This window comes from Cytobacillus sp. FSL R5-0569 (assembly GCF_038007265.1).
Taxonomy (GTDB): Bacteria; Bacillota; Bacilli; order Bacillales; family Cytobacillaceae; genus Cytobacillus; species Cytobacillus kochii.
Window position 1 is genome coordinate 450343 of record NZ_JBBOWW010000001.1, and the last position, 25180, is coordinate 475522.

The window sequence follows — 25180 nt, forward strand, 5'->3', positions numbered from 1 at the left end:
CCTAATCTTAAACAAGTCCATTTATTGTAATGATAGGACTTATTAATATATGTAATACACTTATTGAAACGGGCTTAAACTTTAAATCCCCCAATTTTATATTTGAGATATTATTCTGAACAAAAAGAAATAAAAGGAATTTAATGTTTTAGGTTTGATAATAAGCAAAAAAGGGTACACACTTAATTTGGATATATTGTTAAAGACGTTTCAAATAGAAAGCGTTATAATATAAGGCAATAGTTGTAGATTTTTGCTGGATTTTTTACAATCATGTAGATTTTTTTACAATCAATGATAATAAGGAAAAACTAACCAATAGATGTGCTAGTATAGGAGGTAAGGGAAGACAAATGACTTTGAAATATATTCAACACAATAAAGAAGATATTTTTAAAGAATGGTTGAACCGATTAAAAGAAGATTCTGACGAAACAATTACCAATGTCATCCTAGATCAAAACTTCGAGACATATGGAAGAGAGTTAGTGGAGCTCGCTATCTTGAAAATTTCTGGCAAAAAGGACGAGTATGAGCGTCAATCAGAGAATTTTTCAGATAGAATTGTCAGTTTAGGCTGGCCTCTACGTTTTGTCGTAAATGCTCTAGATGTACTGGGCGATGTTGTATTTGATGAAATGGTCAAAGATAAGTATATTCGTCCAGAGAATGAAGCGAAAGTGATGCATGATTTGAATCATTGGTTAAAAGCGATGAATAGTGAAATAATTAATGATTACACTGTTTCTTGGGAAAGAACGATCGCTAATCAAAAGATTGCATTGCAAGAACTATCGGCACCGTTAATTCCTGTATTTGAAGGCATTACAGTTATGCCATTAATTGGGATGATTGATACAGAACGAGCGAAGCAAATTATGGAAAACCTTCTTCAAGGTGTGGTAAAACATCGTTCAGAAGTTGTCTTGATTGATATTACAGGTGTCCCTGTTGTTGATACAATGGTTGCTCACCATATTATCCAAGCAGCAGATGCAGTCCACTTAGTAGGAGCAAAATGCATGCTTGTAGGTATTCGTTCGGAAATTGCGCAAACGATTGTGAGCCTTGGTATCGACTTAAACCGAATTATTACGAAAAATACAATGAAATCAGGCGTAGAAGCAGCATTGGAAATGACTAAACGTAAAATTGTGCCATTGGAGGGGTGACGTTTTGAGAATTCCGATTTTAAAACTACATGATTGTTTACTTGTTTCTATTCAATGGGAACTAGATGACCAGACGGCACTTCAATTTCAAGAAGACTTGTTAAAGAAAATACATGATACGAGTGCAAATGGTGTTGTAATCGATTTAACATCAATAGATTTTATTGATTCTTTTATCGCTAAAGTATTAGGTGATGTGATTGAAATGTCCCATTTAATGGGTGCTAAAGTTGTCATTACAGGCATTCAACCAGCAGTAGCAATTACGTTAACTGAATTAGGAATCGGTCTGAATAATGTATTGACCGCCCTAGATTTAGAAAAAGGTTTGGAGAAATTACAACAGGAATTGGGGGAATAGCCGAATGGACAACCAATCCTGCGTTAAAATAATCAATGAATGGGATATCGTTTCAGCGCGTCAGCTTGGTAGAAATGTTGCAAAAGAGCTGGGCTTTGGGACGGTTGACCAAGCAAGAATTACAACAGCAATAAGTGAACTTGCGAGAAACATATTCTTATATGCAGGTCAAGGTCAAATTTGTATAGAGAAGCTCTATGAGAATGGCAAAACGGGACTAAGACTATTATCGATTGATAGTGGTCCAGGTATTAAAGATTTGCGCCAAGTAATGGAGGATGGATATTCGACATCGGGCGGACTAGGAGCAGGTCTCCCAGGGGTAAAAAGACTGATGGATGATTTTCAAATAGATTCAAGCCCGGGTGAAGGTACAGATATAAGGGCGATTAAATGGCTCCGTTAGGGGGAACTTGAGATGGATTTCAGACAGAAATTGGAGTCCAAATATAGAGAGATATTAACGAATTATTTAGCTGACCGCTCAGAGCAGGCATTATATCAAGGACAAAAGTTAAGTAGGAATGCAATTGAACGGAACATTCCTCCAGAGGAAATTGTCAGCATCCATAGAAATATTATGGCTGAGATGTTTCCAGAAAAATTTAATGATAGAATGCAGGAGTCTTTTGATATACTGCTTGAAGTGATGGTGGCATATGGTTTTGCTTACCGCGAACACCAAAATTTAAAGCATATTCAACAGGAATTAAGAACCGAAATGGAAATCGCGGCTAATGTGCAAAAAACATTGCTTGGGACAGAGATTCCATGTAAAAAAGACATGGATATTGGAGCAATCAGCGTCCCAGCAAAACATATGAATGGTGATTATTTTAATTTTGTTGAGGATGAAAATAATAGTGTGAGCATCGCAATAGCTGATGTTATTGGAAAAGGGCTACCAGCAGCCCTTTGTATGTCTATGATTAAATATGCTATGGACAGTTTACCAGAAAATCGTAAAACGCCTACTCTGGTGTTGGAGAATCTAAATCGTGTTGTGGAACAAAATGTTGATTTAACGATGTTTATTACGATGTTTTATGGCACATATCATATCGATCATCATATCTTTTCCTATGCCTCTGCTGGGCACGAACCAGGCTTGTTTTATCATGCGGAAACACAGACATTTTCTGAGTTGCCTGCAAAGGGTCTATTATTAGGTATTGAAAAGAACACGAAATATAGAAAGTACGAAAAAGAAGTGATGCCTGGGGATATGATTATTTTGATGTCTGATGGCGTAACTGAATCAAGAACAAAAGAAGGCTTTATTGAAAGAGAAGAATTATTAGCCTTAATTGAGAAAAACATACACTTAAAAGCACAAAATATTGTGCAAAACGTATATAAAGAACTTGAAAAATTACAAGATTTCCAATTAAGGGATGATTTTACTTTAATTATATTAAGAAGAAATGTTTAAGCTAAAATTAAAAGGGTAAATGAGGAGTAACCAGCTATTCCTAAAAGGTGGGCAAAATATGAACATTAATATAGATGTAAATCATAATCAAAATATTACTGAGGTAACTGTAGGTGGAGAGATTGATGTATACACTGCACCAGAATTAAAGAAAGAACTTATTCCGCTTTCTGAAAAAGATAATGTGGAGATGATTGTTGATCTTTCGGGTGTTTCCTATATGGATAGCACCGGCTTAGGTGTTTTTGTAGGACTTTTCAAAAATGTACGTGCGCACGATGGTCAATTTAAAATCATTGGGCTTTCTAGTCGTTTAAAAAGGCTGTTCGAAATTACTGGTCTTGCTGACATTATTGATATCAGCACCAAAATGGAAGGTGAAAAGAAATGACCGAGTCGTACGACTACATTGAGATGAAAATCCCATCGAAGCCGGAATACGTCGGTATTATTAGATTAACCTTATCTGGTATTGCCAGTAGAATGGGATTTAACTATGACGAAATTGAAGATTTGAAGATTGCAACGAGTGAAGCTTGTACAAATGCAGTTCAGCATGCATACAAAAACAACGAAAATGGTGAAGTGCTTGTAGGATTCGGCCTTTATAAAAATAAATTAGAAGTCATGGTTGCGGATGAAGGTGAGAGCTTGGATTTTCAACAAGCAAGAGACAGTGCAGGTCCTTATCAAGCAAATGATTCTGTTGAATTTTTACGAGAAGGAGGATTAGGCCTTTACCTAATAGAAACATTAATGGATGAAGTGAAAATTCATCATCAAAAAGGTGTAACAGTCTTTATGACTAAGTACCTAGAAGGAGAGCAGGTGGAGAGTGATGCAGAAGCAATCTCAACCTAAACAACGATCAAAAGAAGAGATTAATGATCTCATACAACAATATCAATTACATCAGGACGAATACGCACAGGAACAACTTGTTGAACAGTATTACAAATTGGTTGAATCCATCGCACGAAAATATTCTAAAGGTAGACCTTATCACGAAGATATTGTTCAAGTAGGTGTGATTGGACTACTTGGTGCGATTCGTAGATATGACGCTTCTTTTGGCAAAACGTTTGAAGCATTTGCTATTCCGACAATCATCGGTGAGATTAAACGTTTCTTACGCGACAAAACTTGGAGCGTGCATGTACCGAGACGAATAAAAGAATTAGGGCCAAAGATCAAAGCTACGGCGGAAGAATTAACAACTACTTTGCAACGTTCGCCTAAGGTAGAGGAAATTGCGGATGCTCTAGAAGTAACAGAAGAAGAAGTTTTAGAAGCAATGGAGATGGGCAAAAGTTATCAGGCGTTATCAGTTGACCATTCCATTGAAGCTGATTCCGACGGTGGTACTGTTACGCTCCTGGATATTGTCGGTAATGTGGATGATGGCTATGAAAAAGTCAATCAAATGCTCGTACTTGAAAAAGTGTTGCATGTTTTATCAGATCGAGAGAAACAAGTTATCCAGTTTACATTCCTAGAAAATCTAAGCCAAAAAGAAACAGGGGAAAGACTGGATATTTCTCAAATGCATGTATCAAGGCTGCAAAGAAGAGCAATTAAAAAATTGCAAGAAGCCATCCATGCTGAAAATGAAGGTTCGGAGTATATTCTATGATGAATGATCCACATCAAATGGACGTCATTACCGATCAGCTTGCTAAACGTGGTCAGTCCGTTTGTGGTGATTCTTTTTATTATCACACAACTGATGATTATTTTATTTGTGTATTAGCTGATGGTTTAGGTAGTGGAGAATATGCAAATGAAGCTTCATCTGCTGTTGTCAATACCGTTAGAGAAAATCACGATTTAGATATTTCAACCATTATGGATTTAAGTAATCAGTCACTTTTACATAAAAGAGGCGCTGCAGTAGGTGTGATTAAGATTAATTTTCACACAAAAGAATTAGCCTACTGTTGTACTGGAAATATTCGTTTTTTCTTTTATGGGGATACTGAGAAGCTCATTTACCCACTGCCAACATCGGGTTATTTGTCAGGAAAGCGTCAAGCATTTAAAATTCACCGTTTTGATTATACAAACGGAATTAAATTCTTGATGTTTTCAGATGGATACCCCATTTCTGGTATAAAAAAACTGATGAATAAATATTTACCAATCGAAGCAACTGCGAAGTTAATTAGGGCGCAGAACATGAATCTTATAGACGATGCAACATTTATAATCGGAAGCTTGCAATGATTGTTTCAATCAGCAAGCTTTTTTTTGCTCTTTAAAACACGAATCAAGACGGGGCTATAGCCAAAAATGCTTTACCTTTAAAATTTTGGTAGAATAAAGCAATAGTACAGTTTGCACTCAGGAAGGTGAAGAGACATGGATGATAAGAAAGATATTTTTGGACGAATAGCAAAAGAATTTTCATTATCCACAAAACAAATTGATCGAACCATCGCGTTAATTGAAGAAGGAAATACCGTTCCGTTTATTGCGCGTTATCGAAAAGAAATGACTGGTGCGTTAAATGAAGTACAAATCAAAGATATTGTTGAAAGATGGCAATACATACAAAACGTGAAGCAGAGAAAACAAGAAGTACTTAGGTTAATAGAAGAGCAAGGGAAATTAACCCCGGAATTATCTAATCAAATAGAAAAAGCGGAGAAATTGCAGGAAGTAGAAGATTTATATCGTCCGTACAAACAAAAAAGAAGAACAAAAGCAACCGTAGCGAAAGAAAAAGAGCTAGAACCATTAGCTACTTGGTTATTATCCTATCAAAATGATGATACGCCTGAAGAAAAAGCAACACACTTCCTAAATGAGGAAAAAGGTGTCACAACAGTTGAAGAAGCGCTTCAGGGGGCGCGAGATATTATTGCAGAAATGGTATCTGATGATGCGCAAAGTAGGAAATGGATTCGCGAAAAAACATATAAACAAGGAATTATTGAATCAGCTGTTAAAGATGAAAGCATCGACGAAAAGCATGTGTATGAGATGTATTATGAATATAGTGAAAACGTAGGTAAAATTGTCCCTCACCGTATACTAGCATTAAATCGTGGGGAAAAAGAAGGCGTACTTAAAGTCAGTATTAAGGTGGAACAAGAGCCAATTTTACAGTATTTAAATCGAAAATGGATCACTGTATCAAAACATATCAATGCACCATTTGTGGAAGAAGCGATTGAAGATGGTTATAAACGCTTAATTCAACCATCAATTGAAAGAGAATTAAGGGCTGAACTAACCGAAAAAGGTGAGGAACAGGCGATTAAAATTTTCTCTGAAAATCTTAAGAATCTCCTTTTACAACCACCACTAAAAGGGAAAGTCGTCCTTGCGGTAGATCCAGCTTATCGTACAGGCTGCAAATTAGCGGTCATTGATGAAACAGGTAAGGTATTAAAGATTGATGTTATCTATCCTCATCCGCCTGTTTCTAAATTAGGTGTAGCCAAAGACAAAGTCCTTTCCGTGCTCAAAGCATATGAAGTGAAGATGGTGGCTATAGGTAATGGAACGGCATCAAGAGAGACAGAACAGTTTATTGCTGACTTGCTGAAAGAATTGAATGAAGAAATCTATTATTTAATCGTAAATGAAGCGGGGGCAAGTGTCTATTCCGCATCTGATATTGCACGTGAAGAATTCCCTGACTTTCAAGTTGAAGAAAGAAGCGCTGTTTCAATCGGGAGGAGACTACAAGATCCACTTGCTGAACTAGTAAAAATTGACCCTAAATCAGTTGGTGTCGGTCAATACCAACATGATGTCTCTCAAAAAAGGTTAACGGAATCATTAGATTTTGTTGTCGAGACGGCTGTAAACCAAGTTGGAGTGAATGTGAATACAGCTTCTCCGTCACTATTACAACATGTAGCTGGTTTATCGAAGGCTGTCGCAACGAATATTGTTAAGAAAAGAGAAGAAGAAGGCAAATTTACTAATCGGAAACAATTAAAGAAAATTCCTCGCTTAGGCGCGAAGACGTACGAGCAAGCCATTGGATTCTTGCGAATTGTTGATGGAGAGGAAGCATTAGACAGAACATCGATTCACCCTGAAACCTATGGGGAAGTAAGTAAATTGCTTAAAATGTTAAAGATGAATTCTAACCATTTAGGCTCTGCACAATTAATAGAAGCGTTAAGCCAGTTATCTATAAAAGAAACAGCAGAAGAATTAAATATTGGTGAATTAACGCTCAAGGATATAATTGATGCATTAATGAAACCTGGTCGAGACCCTAGGGATGAATTACCTGCTCCGCTATTAAAGAAAGAAGTATTAAAGCTGGATGATTTGAAGGAAGGGATGGAACTTCAAGGGACCGTCCGAAATGTAGTTGATTTCGGAGCTTTTGTAGATATTGGCGTGAAGCAAGATGGTTTAGTCCATATCTCAAAGCTAAGTAATCGGTTTGTGAAACATCCGTTAGATGTCGTATCTGTTGGTGATGTTGTGACTGTATGGGTCGATTCGGTTGATCAACAAAAAGGCAGAGTAGCGTTAACCATGCTCCAACAAGGTCAATAAATAAGCATAAAAAGCCGTGGGATTTTTCCAACGGCTTTTTATGTAAATCATTGTGGGTTTGAGAAGGAGTTTCCTACGTACCAGAACAATGCTTCTTTCTATAAAAGTACCAGCATTGATTCAATAATTTGATTTGATAACGGTCCTTCTCTAAGAAAGCACGTTTCATTTGGTTCTGTAACCAAACAGGCATGGAATAGCCTCCTTTCTCTCACTTTCCACGGTCCTTTATGCTATGCTAATGTATATCAATTGTATGCGCTTATAGGTTGTCACGTGCTAATTTTATCCTTGAAAGGAGTGAAGAAATGAGTGATAAGGAATTACAAAGGTTAGTTGAAGAAGTATCTTTGAGGTGGTTCGATCTTCCTTTTCGTCATACAGCGAAATTCAATAGTAGATTAAGAACAACCGGAGGACGATATATGCTGTCTGATCACCGCATTGAAATTAATCCGACATATTATCAGCATCTAGGAATGGAAGAATTAGTTGGTATTATTAAACATGAACTATGTCATTACCATCTGCATTTGGCTGGGGCAGGCTATCAACATCGAGATAGTGATTTTCGGAGGCTAATGGCTAAAGTAGGTGCACCAAGGCATTGTTCGTCTTTACCTCAGAAAGTTTCTTACATTATGTATAAATGCAACCAGTGCAATCAACTCTATAGAAGGAAACGTCGAATAAACACAAACAAGTATAGATGTGGCCAATGTATGGGCAAATTAGTGTTAATATCTACTGATAAAAATAATTGAAATTCATGCTTGACTTTTTACATGGTGGTAATTATAATTTAAAGAGTCGATAAGGCAGTGCTTGTTGACTACATATTCTCTTTTAACATATTCCGCAGTAGCTCAGTGGTAGAGCATTCGGCTGTTAACCGAACGGTCGTAGGTTCGAATCCTACCTGCGGAGCCATTTTGGAGAAGTACTCAAGTGGCTGAAGAGGCGCCCCTGCTAAGGGTGTAGGTCGGGCAACTGGCGCGAGGGTTCAAATCCCTCCTTCTCCGCCATTCTTATATACATATTTGTTTTTCTTTTTTTATGTTATGGCCCCTTGGTCAAGCGGTTAAGACACCGCCCTTTCACGGCGGTAACACGGGTTCGAATCCCGTAGGGGTCATCTTTTTAAAGGTTAGGTCCGGTAGTTCAGTTGGTTAGAATGCCTGCCTGTCACGCAGGAGGTCGCGGGTTCGAGTCCCGTCCGGACCGCCATATCTTAATAATGGGCTATAGCCAAGCGGTAAGGCAACGGATTTTGATTCCGTCATTCGCAGGTTCGATCCCTGCTAGCCCAGCCATTTTTATGAGCCATTAGCTCAGTTGGTAGAGCATCTGACTTTTAATCAGAGGGTCGAAGGTTCGAGTCCTTCATGGCTCATCTTAAACAATTTATGCGGTCGTGGCGGAATGGCAGACGCGCTAGGTTGAGGGCCTAGTGGGTGAATAACCCGTGGAGGTTCAAGTCCTCTCGGCCGCACCAAAAAGATTTAAAAAAATACTTGACTCATTAAAATTAGTGTGATATTATAATAGAGTTGCTTCAAGGCGCCCGTAGCTCAATTGGATAGAGCGTTTGACTACGGATCAAAAGGTTAGGGGTTCGACTCCTCTCGGGCGCGCCATATACTTACGGGAAGTAGCTCAGCTTGGTAGAGCACTTGGTTTGGGACCAAGGGGTCGCAGGTTCGAATCCTGTCTTCCCGACCATGCAAAACCAACAAATTAATTAAATGCGGGTGTAGTTTAGTGGTAAAACCTCAGCCTTCCAAGCTGATGATGAGGGTTCGATTCCCTTCACCCGCTCCATTACCGAAAAGATTGTTCTTTGAAAACTGAACGAACGTAAAACGTCAAGCGTAATTCTAAAAAAAGCTGATTTATCAGCAACAAAGCACCATAGGTGCAAATGAGCTAATCAAACACTTTATTGGAGAGTTTGATCCTGGCTCAGGACGAACGCTGGCGGCGTGCCTAATACATGCAAGTCGAGCGAATCTGAGGGAGCTTGCTCCCAAAGATTAGCGGCGGACGGGTGAGTAACACGTGGGCAACCTGCCTGTAAGACTGGGATAACTCCGGGAAACCGGGGCTAATACCGGATAATATCTATTTATACATATAATTAGATTGAAAGATGGTTCTGCTATCACTTACAGATGGGCCCGCGGCGCATTAGCTAGTTGGTGAGGTAACGGCTCACCAAGGCGACGATGCGTAGCCGACCTGAGAGGGTGATCGGCCACACTGGGACTGAGACACGGCCCAGACTCCTACGGGAGGCAGCAGTAGGGAATCTTCCGCAATGGACGAAAGTCTGACGGAGCAACGCCGCGTGAGTGATGAAGGTTTTCGGATCGTAAAACTCTGTTGTTAGGGAAGAACAAGTATCGGAGTAACTGCCGGTACCTTGACGGTACCTAACCAGAAAGCCACGGCTAACTACGTGCCAGCAGCCGCGGTAATACGTAGGTGGCAAGCGTTGTCCGGAATTATTGGGCGTAAAGCGCGCGCAGGCGGTTCCTTAAGTCTGATGTGAAAGCCCACGGCTCAACCGTGGAGGGTCATTGGAAACTGGGGAACTTGAGTGCAGAAGAGGAAAGTGGAATTCCAAGTGTAGCGGTGAAATGCGTAGAGATTTGGAGGAACACCAGTGGCGAAGGCGACTTTCTGGTCTGTAACTGACGCTGAGGCGCGAAAGCGTGGGGAGCAAACAGGATTAGATACCCTGGTAGTCCACGCCGTAAACGATGAGTGCTAAGTGTTAGAGGGTTTCCGCCCTTTAGTGCTGCAGCAAACGCATTAAGCACTCCGCCTGGGGAGTACGACCGCAAGGTTGAAACTCAAAGGAATTGACGGGGGCCCGCACAAGCGGTGGAGCATGTGGTTTAATTCGAAGCAACGCGAAGAACCTTACCAGGTCTTGACATCCTCTGACAATCCTAGAGATAGGACTTTCCCCTTCGGGGGACAGAGTGACAGGTGGTGCATGGTTGTCGTCAGCTCGTGTCGTGAGATGTTGGGTTAAGTCCCGCAACGAGCGCAACCCTTGATCTTAGTTGCCAGCATTTAGTTGGGCACTCTAAGGTGACTGCCGGTGACAAACCGGAGGAAGGTGGGGATGACGTCAAATCATCATGCCCCTTATGACCTGGGCTACACACGTGCTACAATGGATGGTACAAAGGGCTGCAAGACCGCGAGGTTTAGCCAATCCCATAAAACCATTCTCAGTTCGGATTGTAGGCTGCAACTCGCCTACATGAAGCCGGAATCGCTAGTAATCGCGGATCAGCATGCCGCGGTGAATACGTTCCCGGGCCTTGTACACACCGCCCGTCACACCACGAGAGTTTGTAACACCCGAAGTCGGTGGGGTAACCTTTTGGAGCCAGCCGCCTAAGGTGGGACAGATGATTGGGGTGAAGTCGTAACAAGGTAGCCGTATCGGAAGGTGCGGCTGGATCACCTCCTTTCTAAGGAATATACGGAATTAACTTGATGTTAGACTGTTCGTTCAGTTTTGAGAGTATAATCTCTCAATTCAATCGTTCTTTGAAAACTAGATAATGTAATGAAGAAGATTACCGAGTAATCGCCACCTTAGTTATTTTTCTCTCTATATAATAGAGTAGAGATACTAAACTTTTTTTAAAACAAACAACCGTGAGGGAAGCGAAAGCAACCCAAACATATGGTTAAGTTAATAAGGGCGCACGGTGAATGCCTTGGCACTAGGAGCCGATGAAGGACGGGACTAACACCGATATGCTTCGGGGAGCTGTAAGTAAGCTTTGATCCGGAGATTTCCGAATGGGGAAACCCCCTATCCGTTATGGGATAGGATCCATACCTGAATACATAGGGTATGGAAGGCAGACCCGGGGAACTGAAACATCTAAGTACCCGGAGGAAGAGAAAGCAAACGCGATTCCCTGAGTAGCGGCGAGCGAAACGGGATTAGCCCAAACCAAGAGGCTTGCCTCTTGGGGTTGTAGGACATTCTATACGGAGTTACAAAGGAACGAGATAGACGAAGAGGTCTGGAAAGGCCCGCCATAGGAGGTAAAAGCCCTGTAGTTGAAACTTCGTTCCCTCCAGAGTGGATCCTGAGTACGGCGGGACACGAGAAATCCCGTCGGAAGCAGGGAGGACCATCTCCCAAGGCTAAATACTCCCTAGTGACCGATAGTGAACCAGTACCGTGAGGGAAAGGTGAAAAGCACCCCGGAAGGGGAGTGAAAGAGATCCTGAAACCGTGTGCCTACAAGTAGTTAGAGCCCGTTAATGGGTGATAGCGTGCCTTTTGTAGAATGAACCGGCGAGTTACGATTACATGCGAGGTTAAGTTGGACAGACGGAGCCGTAGCGAAAGCGAGTCTGAATAGGGCGAATGAGTATGTGGTCGTAGACCCGAAACCAGGTGATCTACCCATGTCCAGGGTGAAGTCCAGGTAACACTGGATGGAGGCCCGAACCCACGTACGTTGAAAAGTGCGGGGATGAGGTGTGGGTAGCGGAGAAATTCCAATCGAACTTGGAGATAGCTGGTTCTCTCCGAAATAGCTTTAGGGCTAGCCTCATGCGTAAGAATCTTGGAGGTAGAGCACTGTTTGGACTAGGGGCCCTCATCGGGTTACCGAATTCAGACAAACTCCGAATGCCAAAGATTTATCCATGGGAGTCAGACTGCGAGTGATAAGATCCGTAGTCAAGAGGGAAACAGCCCAGACCACCAGCTAAGGTCCCAAAGTATACGTTAAGTGGAAAAGGATGTGGAGTTGCTTAGACAACCAGGATGTTGGCTTAGAAGCAGCCACCATTTAAAGAGTGCGTAATAGCTCACTGGTCGAGTGACTCCGCGCCGAAAATGTACCGGGGCTAAACGTATCACCGAAGCTGTGGATTGAACATCGTTGATGTTCAGTGGTAGGAGAGCGTTCTAAGGGCGTTGAAGCTAGACCGTAAGGACTGGTGGAGCGCTTAGAAGTGAGAATGCCGGTATGAGTAGCGAAAGATGGGTGAGAATCCCATCCACCGAATGCCTAAGGTTTCCTGAGGAAGGCTCGTCCGCTCAGGGTTAGTCGGGACCTAAGCCGAGGCTGAAAAGCGTAGGCGATGGACAACAGGTTGATATTCCTGTACCACCGTATTCTGTTTGAGTGATGGGGGGACGCAGGAGGATAGGGTAAGCGCACTATTGGATGTGCGTCTAAGCAGTTAGAGGGACCATGAGGCAAATCCCATGGTCACATACCTTGAGCTGTGATAGCGAGGGAAATTTAGTACCGAAGTTCTTGATTCCACACTGCCAAGAAAAGCCTCTAGCGAGGAATAAGGTGCCCGTACCGCAAACCGACACAGGTAGGCGAGGAGAGAATCCTAAGGTGAGCGAGAGAACTCTCGTTAAGGAACTCGGCAAAATGACCCCGTAACTTCGGGAGAAGGGGTGCTCATTAGGGTGTTAAAGCCTTGATGAGCCGCAGTGAATAGGCCCAGGCGACTGTTTAGCAAAAACACAGGTCTCTGCGAAGCCGCAAGGCGAAGTATAGGGGCTGACGCCTGCCCGGTGCTGGAAGGTTAAGAGGAGAGGTTAGCTCACGCGAAGCTTTGAATCGAAGCCCCAGTAAACGGCGGCCGTAACTATAACGGTCCTAAGGTAGCGAAATTCCTTGTCGGGTAAGTTCCGACCCGCACGAAAGGCGTAACGATCTGGGCACTGTCTCAACGAGAGACTCGGTGAAATTATAGTACCTGTGAAGATGCAGGTTACCCGCGACAGGACGGAAAGACCCCGTGGAGCTTTACTGTAGCCTGATATTGAATTTTGGTACAGCTTGTACAGGATAGGTAGGAGCCTTAGAAGCCGGAGCGCTAGCTTCGGTGGAGGCGTCGGTGGGATACTACCCTGGCTGTATTGAAATTCTAACCCACATCCCTTATCGGGATGGGAGACAGTGTCAGGTGGGCAGTTTGACTGGGGCGGTCGCCTCCTAAAGAGTAACGGAGGCGCCCAAAGGTTCCCTCAGAATGGTTGGAAATCATTCGTAGAGTGTAAAGGCACAAGGGAGCTTGACTGCGAGACCTACAAGTCGAGCAGGGACGAAAGTCGGGCTTAGTGATCCGGTGGTTCCGCATGGAAGGGCCATCGCTCAACGGATAAAAGCTACCCCGGGGATAACAGGCTTATCTCCCCCAAGAGTCCACATCGACGGGGAGGTTTGGCACCTCGATGTCGGCTCATCGCATCCTGGGGCTGTAGTCGGTCCCAAGGGTTGGGCTGTTCGCCCATTAAAGCGGTACGCGAGCTGGGTTCAGAACGTCGTGAGACAGTTCGGTCCCTATCCGTCGTGGGCGCAGGAAATTTGAGAGGAGCTGTCCTTAGTACGAGAGGACCGGGATGGACGCACCGCTGGTGTACCAGTTGTCTTGCCAAAGGCATCGCTGGGTAGCTATGTGCGGAAGGGATAAGTGCTGAAAGCATCTAAGCATGAAGCCCCCCTCGAGATGAGATTTCCCATAGCGCAAGCTAGTAAGATCCCTGAAAGATGATCAGGTTGATAGGTTAGAGGTGGAAGTGTGGCGACACATGCAGCTGACTAATACTAATCGATCGAGGACTTAACCAATTCGAAATGCGGAGGCGCCTTGCCCAGGTGCGACAAGCATAAGACGAATTTGACAGGAGGTTGTTCTTTAACCTCATGACAAATTTGGCTTATGACCTCGAGCACCTAGGCGCCGCAGCTAGACAGCACTACGTAAGTAGTCGCATCAGCAACGCATAGGCGATTACTCAATAAATATCTTCTTCAACATTACCTAGTTTTGAGGGAACGATTCCCTTACAATTTCATAGTCCGGTGGCGATAGCGAGAAGGTCACACCCGTTCCCATACCGAACACGGAAGTTAAGCTTCTCAGCGCCGATGGTAGTTAGGGGCTGTCCCCTTGTGAGAGTAGGACGTTGCCGGGCATATGATTTTTATAAAATAATATTATCGCGGGGTGGAGCAGTTCGGTAGCTCGTCGGGCTCATAACCCGAAGGTCGCAGGTTCAAATCCTGCCCCCGCAATCTGGTCCGGTAGTTCAGTTGGTTAGAATGCCTGCCTGTCACGCAGGAGGTCGCGGGTTCGAGTCCCGTCCGGACCGCCAGTTTAATTTTATATGTGAAACGTATCGAAACAGGGAACTTGTTTCGTTTTTTTTGTGTAGAAAACTTAGGTTCTATAGGTTCAAGTAGAATTGATTTGTGCCTCGTAAAAAAGTACATCATGACTAATTTGTAAGTCCTTGATAGAGATATAACGCATTATTATTTACAAAAATCCTTACGTTTAATCTATCCCAATAGCTGTAATGATCAGTTTATCCATCATATTGTATATTACTAGAGAAACTATCACTTTAGCTCGCCATTAGGCGGGTTTTCTTTTTGTCAAAAAACAAATGCAAATTAGGATGCGTAAACCAAAAATATGTTAAGTAATTTCTAAAAACAACTATTTTTAGTTGCCTCTACGGAAATAACCGTTAAATAGTAGATACAGGCAAAAGATAGTGTTGAAAAGTTTTAGGCGGGAACGGAAGAAACGCGCAAAAGAAAAAGAAAGAGAGCAAGGAATTGCGCGCAAAAGGAAGAAACGCGCAAAAGAAAAAGAAAGAGAGCAAGGAATTGCGCGTAAAAGGGAGATACGCGCAAGAGAAAGAGAAAAAGAGCAAGGAATTGCGCGTAAAAGGAAGATACGCGCAAAAGAAAAAGAAAGAGAGCTGGGAATTGCGCGTAAAAGGAAGATATGCGCAAAAGAAAAAGAAAGAGAGCAAGGAATTGCGCGTAAAAGGAAGATACGCGCAAAAGAAAGAGAAAAAGAGCCAGGAATTGCGCGTAAAAGGAAGATACGCGCAAAAGAAAGAGAAAAAGAGCCGGGAATTGCGCGTAAAAGGAAGATACGCGCAAGAGAAAGAGAAAAAGAGCCCGGAATTGCGCGCAACAGGAAGATACGCGCAAAAGAAAGAGAAAAAGAGCCGGGAATTGCGTGCATAAGGAAGATACACGCAAGACAAAGAGAAAAAGAGCAAGGAATGCGCGCAAAAGGTTACTGGCCCGACAAATCAAAGTGTTCTTTGATGTCTATGAAAAAATCATGTAAACTACATGTATATGTGTCATTATTATTGTAAATAAATGAAAGACCAAATGTAGGTGATAAAATGGATCAATTCCAGTGGAATACAAAAAATACGGAAGAAACAATGGCATTTGCAAAGAGGCTAGGAGAAAAAGCAGCTGCAGGTGATGTCATTTTATTAGAAGGTGATTTAGGGGCAGGTAAAACAACATTTACGAAAGGGCTTGCGTTAGGTCTTGGTATTGAACGAAATGTGAATAGTCCTACATTCACTATTATAAAGGAATATAATGGTCGTCTACCTTTGTACCATATGGATGTTTACCGGGTGGAGGATGGCGATGAAGATCTTGGGTTTGATGAGTATTTTCATGGGCAAGGTGTGACCGTCGTGGAATGGGCTCATCTAATAGAAGACCAACTGCCAGAAGAAAGGTTAAAAATTGTAATCCATTATACCGGAAATGAAGAACGAAGAATAGCGCTCCATCCAAAAGGAAAACGCTATGTGAAGCTGTGTGAGGAGTTAGTAAAATGAAAATATTAGCTATAGACACGTCAAATTATACACTAGGGATCGCTCTAGTAGATGACGACAAAATTATAGGGGAATATATCACGAATATCAAAAAGAATCACTCAGTTCGTGTAATGCCCGCGATAGAAATGCTTTTAAAGGATTGCGATACGTTGCCACAAGATATAGAAAAGATTGTTGTCGCAGAAGGACCCGGTTCATATACGGGGGTAAGAATTGGTGTAACCATAGCTAAAACATTAGCTTGGACGTTGAATATACCTCTTTCAGGCGTATCGAGTCTAGCTGTTTTGGCAGCAAGTGCAGGTAGTTATTTTAACGGTGTCATTTCACCGTTATTTGATGCGAGAAGAGGTCAGATTTATACTGGTTTATATCAATTTCAAGAGAGTCGGTTATTAGATCTAGCATCGGATCATCTAACGTTGACCGTTAATTGGACGCAACGTTTATTAAATAGAGAAGAACCGGTTTTATTTGTCGGTAATGATTTATCCATACACAAGGAACAAATTAAAGCAGACTTAGGGGATCGGGCATATTTTGCACGTGTAACTGAACAAAATCCTCGTCCTTCTGAATTGGCCATTTTAGGTAGAGATAAGGAAGCTGTTGATATCCATAATTTTGTCCCTAATTATATCCGTCTTGCTGAGGCAGAGGCAAAATGGATTGAAGCTACGAAAGGGAGCAAGCTCCAATGACCAGTAAATTAACGTTTCGGTTAATGAACGAAGATGATATTGATGAAGTATTAAAAGTAGAACAGGCATCTTTTTCTTCACCTTGGAGTAGAGAGGCCTTTTATAATGAAATGACATTGAACCAATTCTCGGTCTACGTTGTATTAGAAGACGGAGAAGAATTGATAGGATACGGTGGGGCATGGGTGGTTACAGACGAGGCCCATGTAACAAATGTAGCGATACTACCCAGATATAGAGGGAAGAAACTTGGCGAGGCGTTAATGGTCCAGCTGATGGATGTTGTAAAAGAAATGGGTGCCCTTAAAATGACCCTAGAAGTAAGGGTGAGTAACATGATAGCAAGACGGTTGTATAGCAAGCTAGGTTTTCAAGAAGGCGGAATTAGAAAAAATTATTATTCGGATAATCATGAAGATGCTTTAGTAATGTGGGTGAATATAAAATGAAAAAAGATCAATATATATTAGGGATAGAAACAAGCTGTGATGAAACAGCAGTAGCCATCATTAAAAATGGTAGAGAGATCATCGCTAATGTTGTCGCTTCTCAAATTGAAAGTCATAAAAGGTTTGGCGGGGTTGTACCAGAAATCGCTTCAAGGCATCATGTAGAACAAATGACCATTGTGTTAGAAGAAGCGTTAAATAAAGCAAGTATGACGATGAACGATATCGATGCAGTTGCTGTGACAGAAGGTCCAGGGTTAGTGGGTGCCCTACTTGTCGGTGTAAATGCAGCGAAGGCGATTGCCTTTGCTCATCAAAAGCCACTTATTGGGGTGCACCATATAGCAGGGCATATTTATGCCAATCGCTTAATTAAAGAAATGACTTTCCCGGCGCTTGCATTAGTCGTTTCCGGGGGCCATACAGAGCTCGTTTATATGAAAGCACATGGTGATTTTGAAGTTATTGGTGAAACACGTGATGATGCTGCTGGAGAAGCATATGATAAAGTAGCGCGAGTTCTAAATATGCCATATCCAGGTGGGCCACATATTGATCGCCTTGCCCATGAAGGAGAAGCGACAATTAAGCTTCCTCGTGCGTGGCTAGAAGAAGGCTCCTTTGATTTTAGTTTCAGTGGATTGAAGTCTGCCGTTATCAACACAGTGCATAATGCTGAACAACGTGGAGAGACCATCTTACCAGAGGATTTAGCAGCGAGCTTTCAAGAAAGCGTCATTGAGGTATTAGTGACCAAGACCTTAAAAGCAGTAGAGGCATATGATGTGAAACAACTACTATTAGCAGGTGGCGTTGCAGCAAATAAAGGACTTCGTGAAGCATTAACAGAGACCTTTAAGAATAAGGAAGAGATAGACTTAGTCATTCCACCTTTACATTTATGCACAGATAATGCAGCGATGATTGCTGCAGTGGGGGCAATTATGTTCGAAAAAGGGATGTTCTCAGATATGAGTATGAATGCAAACCCAGGGTTAGATATACAGTTTCAACAATAATAATGAAGACTAGTGAATCATGATCATCTATTCACTAGTCTTTTTATTTTTAGTGATGACACAAAGTTATTCACAATATCAAGTATAGTATTGGTGGCATATCATATTGTGGATAATATTAAAATTTTCAGAGTTTTTGTTGATAAGTATCATAATAATTGTGGATAATGTGGAAAAGTGTTGTTTCACCTATTGTTAATCCGTTTGTGCTGTGAATAAAAATGTGGACAATTTACTTGTAGAAAGAAAAGCTGGGGATAATTAAATTATCCCCAGCTACGTTTAATTACATTAAATCTCCCAAATCGCTCCATTCTTCAAGTAACCGCTCGAGTTGTGCTTTTATAGCCTCATTTTTAGTTGTAATCTCGAGGACTTTCTCGTGGTCCTGGAAGATTTCAGGGTCACAGAGTTGTTCATCGTAAGTTTCAATTTGCGCTTCTAACTCTTCGATTAATTGTTCAATTTCTGTTAGCCTTCTTTTTCGTTGTCTTTCTAGTTTCTTCGCTTCTTTATCTTGTTGATAACTTTGCTTTTCTGGTTTAGTGATACTTTCTTGTGGCAGGTCTGCTGATTCAAAAAGCTCTATTTCTTCAATTTCCGCCTTTTTATCCACATAGTAATCATAATCCCCTAAAAATTCCGTTGCTCCACTTGTTGATAACTCAATCACCTTTGTTGCGATCCTATTAATAAAATAGCGGTCATGAGAGACAAAGAGGAGCGTACCTGGAAAATCAATAAGTGCATTTTCAAGAATTTCTTTACTATCAAGGTCTAAATGGTTGGTCGGCTCATCAAGTATGAGGACATTTGCTCTTTGCAACATCAACTTAGCGAGTGCTAATCGTGCTTTTTCTCCACCACTCAATGTAGAGACAATTTTCAAGACATCATCTCCAGAGAAGAGGAAGTTACCTAACACGGTACGGACATCTTTTTCAGGCATGAGGGGGTAATCATCCCAGAGCTCGTTTAATACGGTTTTATTTGAACTCAAATCAGCTTGCTGTTGGTCGTAATAGCCAATGCGGATATTTGAGCCATATTGAAACGTGCCACCTAAAGCAGGTAGCTTGTCTACAAGGGTCTTCAATAAAGTCGACTTTCCAATACCATTGGGACCTACTAAAGCAATGGAATCGCCTCGAGACATGCGAAATGAAATGTGATCACTGATCTTTTCTTCTTGATAGCCAATTGCTAAAGAGTCAGCGGTTAGCACATCATTGCCTGATTGACGATCAATTTGAAAGCCGAATGTCGCTGATTTCTCATCCCCTTGGGGACGATCAATTCGCTCCATCTTCTCAAGCTGCTTGCGCCGGCTTTGTGCACGCTTTGTTGTCGAAGCACGGGCAAGGTTGCGTTGAACAAAGTCTTCTAGTTTCGCAATTTCTTCTTGTTGTTTTTCATACATTTTCAAGTCACGTTCATAATTCGCTGCTTTTTGGTCAAGATATTTGCTGTAGTTACCAACGTATTTTTTAATATGGTTACGTGATAGTTCATATACCTGGTTGACGACTTTATCTAAGAAATAGCGGTCATGTGAGACAATTAAAATAGCACCATCATAACCACTAAGATACTGCTCTAGCCATGACAATGTTTCAATATCTAAATGGTTGGTCGGCTCATCTAAAATCAGTAAATCAGGTTTGGTTAACAATAATTTCGCAAGTGCAAGTCGCGTCCTTTGCCCCCCGCTTAATGCAGAAATTTTTGTATCATAGCTAAACGATTGAAAATTAAGGCCATGTAGTACAGAACGAATGTCTGCCTCGTATTGATAGCCACCTTGTTCTTTAAAGTTGACTTGCATTTGATCATAGGTTTTTAAAATTTTATCGTAAGCTTCACCGTTTTCGATGAGTGTTGCATCGCCCATCTGTGTTTCTAGTAAGCGCAGTTCCTTCTCTTGTTTGCGCAAATAATCAAACACGGTAAGCATTTCGTCCCAAATAGATAGCTCAGATTCTAGTCCTGTATTTTGTGCAAGATAACCGATTTTGGTTTCTTTCGATTGAATAATTTCACCGGAATCATAGGACATATGTCCAGCAATAATTTTTAAAAGAGTTGATTTTCCCGCACCATTACGTCCAACTAATGCAATGCGGTCTCTCGTTTGTACTTCAAGCTTTATATTCATTAATATAGGATCAGCCACAAAACTTTTCGAAAGCTGATTAACCTGTAATAATATCATTATATTTCACCTCTGTTATAGTGATAGTGTACCTTAATCAGGTGAGGTTCGGCAATAAAGTCACTATTTGGATAGAATATATAAAAAACTACATTACACAGATGAATCAAAATAGTGTATCATTTTCATGTGAGGTGTTATGAATGGCTGAATTTACACATTTTAATGAAGAAGGCAGAGCGAAGATGGTGGATGTGAGTGAAAAACCACAAACTGCCCGTACAGCAATTGCTCATAGTAGTATTGAGCTAAATCAAGAAATCTATCAGAAGATTACTGATGGCACAATGAAAAAGGGAGATGTGCTGGCTGTTGCTCAAGTGGCAGGTATTATGGCTGCGAAAAAGACATCTGATATCATCCCGATGTGTCATCCACTTGCCTTAACCGGTATTGATATATCTTTCAATTGGGAAGAGGTAGAGGATCAGTATGTGTTACATATTGATTGTACAGTGAAAACAAATGGGCATACCGGAGTAGAAATGGAAGCGTTGACAGCTGCTACAGCTACCGCTTTAACGGTATATGATATGTGCAAAGCAGTAGATAAAGGCATGGTAATAGGACCAACATATTTAGTAGAGAAAACCGGTGGTAAAAACGGTGATTTTAGAAGGGCTTAAGTAAATGGAATGGAGTGGAGCCTATGTCCAATGAATCAACGAAAATCCCTCAAGCAACGGCTAAGCGATTGCCTTTGTATTATCGTTTTTTGAAAAATTTACACGCATCAGGAAAGCAGCGAGTTTCTTCAGCAGAATTAAGTGAAGCGGTGAAAGTAGATTCTGCAACAATTCGACGAGATTTCTCCTATTTCGGTGCTTTAGGGAAAAAAGGTTACGGATATAACGTAAATTACTTATTAGGATTTTTCCGTAAGACACTCGATCAAGATGAAGTGACAAAGGTAGCGTTAATTGGTGTAGGGAATCTAGGTACAGCGTTTTTAAATTATAATTTTTTAAAAAATAATAATACAAAGATTGAAGTGGCATTTGATGTTTCAGAAAGTAGGGTTGGCACGTCTGTAGGCGAGGTACCTGTCCGTCATTTAGATGACCTAGAAAAGTTGATTGATGAGCACCATATTCAAGTTGTCATTTTGACTGTACCGTCTCATGCGGCACAACCAATTACGGATCGAATCGTTAAAAGTCATGTAAAGGGAATCTTGAACTTTACGCCAGCGCGGTTAACGGTTCCTTCCCATATTCGCATCCATCATATTGATTTGGCGGTCGAATTGCAATCATTAGTATACTTCTTAAAACACTATCCATCATAAAAAGGGAGCTGACCCGCATGGAGTCAGCTCTATTTTTTATCCTCTTTCTTTTTCATACGATAATGCATAGCGATTAATTTAATCCCGCCACCAATATCAAAAGTGGCAAAAATCAAAATGAAGATCGTTAAAAATCCCCAACCTCCACCGTTTTGAAGGTTAATAATTGCAAAATAAATAAATACAAATCCAAAAAGAAGGGAGATAATCCCTGTGAACAAAGGTGTTCTCATCTAACATCATCCTAATCTGCTAAAAATCATTTGTACCGTTTCTAAGTCTGTCATATATTTTTCTAGCTTATCCATATTCAATTGAATCACAACGACAAAGGTATTCATCGCTACATGAGCAATGATCGGTACGAGAATACGATTGGTTTTTACATATAAAAACGCGAACGTAAAGCCCATCGCTGCATAAAGAATTAAGTGCTCAATTTCCCCATGGGCGAGGGAGAAAATTAATGAACTAATCAGTGCTGATAAAAAGAAGTTCAATCGTTTATGCAAGGAACCAAAAATGATTTTCCTGAAAATGATCTCTTCTAAAATCGGCCCAATAATGGAAACAACGATAATCACAAGAGCAGACGTTTCAATTAATGACATAATTTGCTGCGTATTATCTGACCCCATATCAATGCCGAGCATTAATTCAATATTCGCTGCAACGGTCTGAGCAATAAATGCTAGCGGAATACCTGCAATCGCCCACCCGAAAGAAGTCGATAATGGTGCTTGATTCCTCATTGACATCTCTTTGCTTTCTTTCCGTAAAAACCACAAAGTTAAGAGAAGGGTAATTGTAAAACTAATGACAATCCAGAGTGGCGGTGCAATTTTTGCAACCTCATCAAAGCTGTATCCTAACATATTACCTAGAAAAAGAATGGCAGGAACGCCAACGATGGCTGATAATTGCATGGCTATATAAATCATAATGATAAACCAATACTCTTTTTTCAATGGCTAGTCTCCTATTCATAAAGAAGTTACACTAATATTTATTTTACCTGTTAAACACTATTAGTTTCAAATAGTACATCCTTATGAAGTGCATAAAACAAATAGAAGTTGTATAGAATGGAGAGGTTCGCATTTTTTTTTGCAAAATTGCAAGGTTCTTACTTGCAAAAAAGAGTAGTTTTGATTAATATAATAATTGTGTTAGCACTCAAGACTAACGAGTGCTAATAAAATAATTTTTGAATGAATTGAGGAGGTTGTTTCACTTGTTGAAGCCACTAGGTGATCGAATTATTATCGAGCTTGTTGAAACGGAAGAAAAAACTGCAAGCGGTATCGTACTACCAGATAGCGCGAAAGAAAAGCCTCAAGAAGGTAAAGTCGTAGCAGTTGGTACTGGACGTGTACTAGAAAATGGTGAACGTGTAGCATTAGAAGTTGCAGAAGGCGACCTTATTATCTTCTCAAAATATGCAGGAACAGAAGTGAAATACGAAGGTACAGAATACTTAATTTTACGTGAAAATGACATTCTTGCTGTGATCGGTTAATAAAAAAACAGCTATATACTTATTATAAAGATTTTTAACTATTAGAGGAGGTACTTAATAATGGCTAAAGATATTAAATTTAGTGAAGACGCTCGCCGCGCGATGCTTCGTGGTGTGGATACACTTGCAGATGCAGTAAAAGTAACTCTTGGACCTAAAGGACGTAACGTGGTTCTTGAGAAGAAATTCGGTTCTCCATTAATTACAAATGATGGTGTAACAATTGCTAAAGAAATCGAACTAGAAGATGCATTCGAAAACATGGGTGCGAAACTAGTTGCTGAAGTAGCAAGTAAAACAAACGACGTAGCTGGTGACGGTACAACAACTGCAACGGTTCTAGCGCAAGCAATGATCCGCGAAGGTTTGAAAAACGTAACAGCTGGTGCAAACCCAATGGGTATCCGTAAAGGGATCGAAAAAGCGGTTGCTACAGCAGTTGAAGAGCTACAAGCGATCTCTAAACCAATCGAAGGCAAAGAGTCTATTGCGCAAGTAGCATCCATCTCTGCTGCTGACGAAGAAGTTGGACAATTAATCGCTGAAGCTATGGAACGTGTAGGTAACGACGGTGTTATCACAATCGAAGAATCTAAAGGATTCACAACAGAAATGGATATCGTTGAAGGTATGCAATTCGACCGTGGATACAGCTCAGCTTACATGGTAACAGATACAGATAAAATGGAAGCAGTATTAGATGATCCTTACATCTTAATCACTGACAAAAAAATCGCAAGCATTCAAGAAGTATTACCAGTACTTGAGCAAGTAGTACAACAAGGTAAACCATTACTTCTTATCGCTGAAGATGTAGAAGGCGAAGCATTATCTACATTAGTAGTGAACAAATTACGTGGAACATTCAATGCAGTAGCTGTTAAAGCGCCTGGATTCGGTGACCGTCGTAAAGCAATGCTTGAAGATATCGCTATCCTAACTGGCGGTGAAGTAATCACTGAAGAGCTAGGTCGTGACCTTAAATCTGCTACAATCGACTCTCTAGGACGCGCTTCTAAAGTCGTTGTAACAAAAGAAAACACAACAATCGTTGAAGGTGCTGGTGCAAGCGACCAAATCGCAGGCCGCGTAAACCAAATCCGTAAACAAATGGACGAAACAACTTCTGAATTCGACCGTGAAAAATTACAAGAACGCCTTGCTAAACTAGCTGGTGGCGTAGCAGTCGTAAAAGTTGGAGCGGCTACAGAAACAGAACTTAAAGAACGTAAACTACGCATTGAAGATGCCCTAAACTCTACACGCGCAGCTGTAGAAGAAGGTATGGTATCTGGTGGTGGTGTTGCCCTTCTTAACGTATACAACAAAGTTGCTGCATTAGAAGAAGAAGGCGATGTTCAAACAGGTATCAACATCGTTCTACGTGCAATGGAAGAGCCAGTACGCACAATCGCTCACAACGCAGGTTTAGAAGGATCTATCATCGTAGATCGCCTAAAACGCGAAGAAGTAGGCACTGGCTTCAACGCTGCAACAGGCGAATGGGTAAACATGATCGACGCTGGTATCGTTGACCCTGCCAAAGTAACACGTTCAGCTCTACAAAACGCTGGTTCAGTTGCTGCCATGTTCCTAACAACAGAAGCAGTCGTAGCTGACAAACCAGAAGAAAACGCACCTGCAATGCCTGACATGGGCGGTATGGGTGGAATGGGCGGCATGATGTAATAAACATCATATAGACCCTTATATATCAAAGGAAGGAGGCTGTTTATTCAGCCTTCTTTTTTTATAAAATCACTTTTCAGTCACACTTATTGCATTTATAAGTTATTTAAAACCACACTAAAGTAGTTGCT

Annotated in this window: 23 protein-coding genes, 12 tRNA genes and 3 rRNA genes; 34 read left to right on the top strand and 4 right to left on the bottom strand. The window is 41.2% G+C overall.

What is annotated here, in order from left to right; all coding sequences use genetic code 11:
* Nucleotides 1–353: 353 nt before the first annotated feature.
* The 9 genes from MKX78_RS02390 to MKX78_RS02430 all read left to right on the top strand — a co-directional run bounded on the left by MKX78_RS02390 (nt 354) and on the right by MKX78_RS02430 (nt 7489).
* Entirely contained in the window at nt 354–1172 is an 819-nt protein-coding gene (locus tag MKX78_RS02390) for an STAS domain-containing protein (RefSeq protein ID WP_095370823.1), read from the top strand.
* Nucleotides 1173–1176: 4 nt separating this feature from the next.
* The gene (locus MKX78_RS02395; protein ID WP_066192954.1) at nt 1177–1533 is read left to right on the top strand and encodes an STAS domain-containing protein; all 357 of its coding nucleotides are present in this window, start codon (nt 1177–1179) and stop codon (nt 1531–1533) included.
* A gap of 4 nt (nt 1534–1537) precedes the next feature.
* Nucleotides 1538–1939 (top strand): anti-sigma regulatory factor, encoded by a 402-nt coding sequence (locus tag MKX78_RS02400; RefSeq protein ID WP_095370822.1) that lies wholly within the window; start codon nt 1538–1540, stop codon nt 1937–1939.
* 12 nt (nt 1940–1951) lie between these two features.
* Nucleotides 1952–2965: a PP2C family protein-serine/threonine phosphatase gene (locus tag MKX78_RS02405; RefSeq protein WP_095370821.1), complete on the top strand. Its 1014-nt coding sequence runs from the start codon at nt 1952–1954 to the stop codon at nt 2963–2965.
* 58 nt (nt 2966–3023) lie between these two features.
* Entirely contained in the window at nt 3024–3356 is a 333-nt protein-coding gene (locus MKX78_RS02410) for an anti-sigma factor antagonist (RefSeq protein WP_095370820.1), read from the top strand.
* Entirely contained in the window at nt 3353–3826 is a 474-nt protein-coding gene (rsbW, locus tag MKX78_RS02415) for an anti-sigma B factor RsbW (RefSeq protein ID WP_095370819.1), read from the top strand. The genes MKX78_RS02410 and rsbW overlap by 4 nt, the downstream gene beginning before the upstream one ends.
* Nucleotides 3804–4598, top strand: a complete 795-nt coding sequence (sigB, locus tag MKX78_RS02420; protein ID WP_095370818.1) for an RNA polymerase sigma factor SigB — start codon at nt 3804–3806, stop codon at nt 4596–4598. The genes rsbW and sigB overlap by 23 nt, the downstream gene beginning before the upstream one ends.
* A complete protein-coding gene (locus tag MKX78_RS02425; RefSeq protein WP_224938125.1) occupies nt 4595–5188 on the top strand; it encodes a PP2C family serine/threonine-protein phosphatase in 594 nt (197 codons plus the stop codon). Before sigB ends, MKX78_RS02425 begins: the two co-directional genes overlap by 4 nt.
* A gap of 135 nt (nt 5189–5323) precedes the next feature.
* Complete coding sequence (locus MKX78_RS02430) at nt 5324–7489, top strand: Tex family protein (RefSeq protein ID WP_341049617.1); 2166 nt, start codon at nt 5324–5326, stop codon at nt 7487–7489.
* Nucleotides 7490–7562: 73 nt separating this feature from the next.
* Here the strand turns inward: MKX78_RS02430 and cmpA are convergent, their stop codons facing one another.
* Nucleotides 7563–7682 carry a cortex morphogenetic protein CmpA gene (gene cmpA, locus MKX78_RS02435; RefSeq protein ID WP_095370816.1) on the bottom strand — a complete coding sequence of 40 codons (120 nt, stop codon included), beginning with the start codon at nt 7680–7682 and terminating at the stop codon, nt 7563–7565.
* A 115-nt stretch (nt 7683–7797) separates the two neighbouring features.
* Here cmpA and MKX78_RS02440 point away from each other — a divergent pair, with 115 nt between their 5' ends.
* From MKX78_RS02440 to tsaD, 21 genes are all read left to right on the top strand, one after another.
* Nucleotides 7798–8253: a SprT family protein gene (locus MKX78_RS02440; RefSeq protein WP_095370815.1), complete on the top strand. Its 456-nt coding sequence runs from the start codon at nt 7798–7800 to the stop codon at nt 8251–8253.
* Between the two features lie 91 nt (nt 8254–8344).
* Nucleotides 8345–8419, top strand: a tRNA-Asn gene (locus tag MKX78_RS02445).
* Nucleotides 8420–8423: 4 nt separating this feature from the next.
* Nucleotides 8424–8514 (top strand) — tRNA-Ser (locus MKX78_RS02450).
* A 38-nt stretch (nt 8515–8552) separates the two neighbouring features.
* Nucleotides 8553–8624, top strand: a tRNA-Glu gene (locus MKX78_RS02455).
* Between the two features lie 15 nt (nt 8625–8639).
* Nucleotides 8640–8716: transfer RNA gene (locus tag MKX78_RS02460), tRNA-Asp, on the top strand.
* Between the two features lie 11 nt (nt 8717–8727).
* Nucleotides 8728–8802 (top strand) — tRNA-Gln (locus tag MKX78_RS02465).
* 7 nt (nt 8803–8809) lie between these two features.
* Nucleotides 8810–8882: transfer RNA gene (locus MKX78_RS02470), tRNA-Lys, on the top strand.
* Between the two features lie 15 nt (nt 8883–8897).
* Nucleotides 8898–8984 (top strand) — tRNA-Leu (locus MKX78_RS02475).
* Between the two features lie 65 nt (nt 8985–9049).
* Nucleotides 9050–9126, top strand: a tRNA-Arg gene (locus MKX78_RS02480).
* 8 nt (nt 9127–9134) lie between these two features.
* Nucleotides 9135–9211: transfer RNA gene (locus tag MKX78_RS02485), tRNA-Pro, on the top strand.
* A 25-nt stretch (nt 9212–9236) separates the two neighbouring features.
* Nucleotides 9237–9310, top strand: a tRNA-Gly gene (locus tag MKX78_RS02490).
* Between the two features lie 118 nt (nt 9311–9428).
* A 16S ribosomal RNA gene (locus MKX78_RS02495) occupies nt 9429–10977 on the top strand.
* 220 nt (nt 10978–11197) lie between these two features.
* Nucleotides 11198–14130, top strand: a 23S ribosomal RNA gene (locus MKX78_RS02500).
* A gap of 230 nt (nt 14131–14360) precedes the next feature.
* Nucleotides 14361–14477 (top strand): 5S ribosomal RNA (rrf, locus tag MKX78_RS02505).
* The 16S, 23S and 5S rRNA genes sit together here with 12 tRNA genes alongside, the layout of an rRNA operon.
* Nucleotides 14478–14503: 26 nt before the next feature.
* Nucleotides 14504–14577: transfer RNA gene (locus MKX78_RS02510), tRNA-Met, on the top strand.
* Between the two features lie 3 nt (nt 14578–14580).
* A tRNA-Asp gene (locus tag MKX78_RS02515) sits at nt 14581–14657 on the top strand.
* A gap of 405 nt (nt 14658–15062) precedes the next feature.
* Complete coding sequence (locus MKX78_RS02520) at nt 15063–15683, top strand: hypothetical protein (RefSeq protein ID WP_341049620.1); 621 nt, start codon at nt 15063–15065, stop codon at nt 15681–15683.
* 30 nt (nt 15684–15713) lie between these two features.
* Nucleotides 15714–16169 carry a tRNA (adenosine(37)-N6)-threonylcarbamoyltransferase complex ATPase subunit type 1 TsaE gene (tsaE, locus tag MKX78_RS02525; RefSeq protein WP_322910582.1) on the top strand — a complete coding sequence of 152 codons (456 nt, stop codon included), beginning with the start codon at nt 15714–15716 and terminating at the stop codon, nt 16167–16169.
* Nucleotides 16166–16873, top strand: coding sequence for a tRNA (adenosine(37)-N6)-threonylcarbamoyltransferase complex dimerization subunit type 1 TsaB (gene tsaB / locus MKX78_RS02530; protein WP_341049622.1), 708 nt, complete (start codon nt 16166–16168; stop codon nt 16871–16873). Before tsaE ends, tsaB begins: the two co-directional genes overlap by 4 nt.
* Nucleotides 16870–17322: a ribosomal protein S18-alanine N-acetyltransferase gene (gene rimI / locus MKX78_RS02535; RefSeq protein ID WP_095370811.1), complete on the top strand. Its 453-nt coding sequence runs from the start codon at nt 16870–16872 to the stop codon at nt 17320–17322. The genes tsaB and rimI overlap by 4 nt, the downstream gene beginning before the upstream one ends.
* Nucleotides 17319–18341 (top strand): tRNA (adenosine(37)-N6)-threonylcarbamoyltransferase complex transferase subunit TsaD, encoded by a 1023-nt coding sequence (gene tsaD, locus MKX78_RS02540; protein WP_095370810.1) that lies wholly within the window; start codon nt 17319–17321, stop codon nt 18339–18341. Before rimI ends, tsaD begins: the two co-directional genes overlap by 4 nt.
* Nucleotides 18342–18627: 286 nt before the next feature.
* Here tsaD and MKX78_RS02545 read toward each other — a convergent pair whose 3' ends face one another.
* Complete coding sequence (locus MKX78_RS02545) at nt 18628–20553, bottom strand: ABC-F family ATP-binding cassette domain-containing protein (protein ID WP_341049625.1); 1926 nt, start codon at nt 20551–20553, stop codon at nt 18628–18630.
* 143 nt (nt 20554–20696) lie between these two features.
* Here MKX78_RS02545 and moaC point away from each other — a divergent pair, with 143 nt between their 5' ends.
* Together moaC and MKX78_RS02555 are read left to right on the top strand one after the other, a co-directional pair.
* A complete protein-coding gene (gene moaC / locus MKX78_RS02550; protein ID WP_095370808.1) occupies nt 20697–21179 on the top strand; it encodes a cyclic pyranopterin monophosphate synthase MoaC in 483 nt (160 codons plus the stop codon).
* Nucleotides 21180–21202: 23 nt separating this feature from the next.
* Complete coding sequence (locus MKX78_RS02555) at nt 21203–21841, top strand: redox-sensing transcriptional repressor Rex (RefSeq protein ID WP_095370807.1); 639 nt, start codon at nt 21203–21205, stop codon at nt 21839–21841.
* A gap of 29 nt (nt 21842–21870) precedes the next feature.
* Here MKX78_RS02555 and MKX78_RS02560 read toward each other — a convergent pair whose 3' ends face one another.
* The gene (locus tag MKX78_RS02560; protein WP_095370806.1) at nt 21871–22074 is read right to left on the bottom strand and encodes a DUF4305 domain-containing protein; all 204 of its coding nucleotides are present in this window, start codon (nt 22072–22074) and stop codon (nt 21871–21873) included.
* A 6-nt stretch (nt 22075–22080) separates the two neighbouring features.
* The gene (locus MKX78_RS02565) at nt 22081–22809 is read right to left on the bottom strand and encodes a CPBP family intramembrane glutamic endopeptidase (protein WP_341049627.1); all 729 of its coding nucleotides are present in this window, start codon (nt 22807–22809) and stop codon (nt 22081–22083) included.
* Between the two features lie 266 nt (nt 22810–23075).
* Here MKX78_RS02565 and groES point away from each other — a divergent pair, with 266 nt between their 5' ends.
* Both groES and groL read left to right on the top strand, forming a co-directional pair.
* Complete coding sequence (gene groES, locus MKX78_RS02570; protein WP_095370804.1) at nt 23076–23360, top strand: co-chaperone GroES; 285 nt, start codon at nt 23076–23078, stop codon at nt 23358–23360.
* Between the two features lie 60 nt (nt 23361–23420).
* Nucleotides 23421–25049: a chaperonin GroEL gene (groL, locus tag MKX78_RS02575; RefSeq protein WP_095370803.1), complete on the top strand. Its 1629-nt coding sequence runs from the start codon at nt 23421–23423 to the stop codon at nt 25047–25049.
* Nucleotides 25050–25180 lie beyond the last annotated feature (131 nt).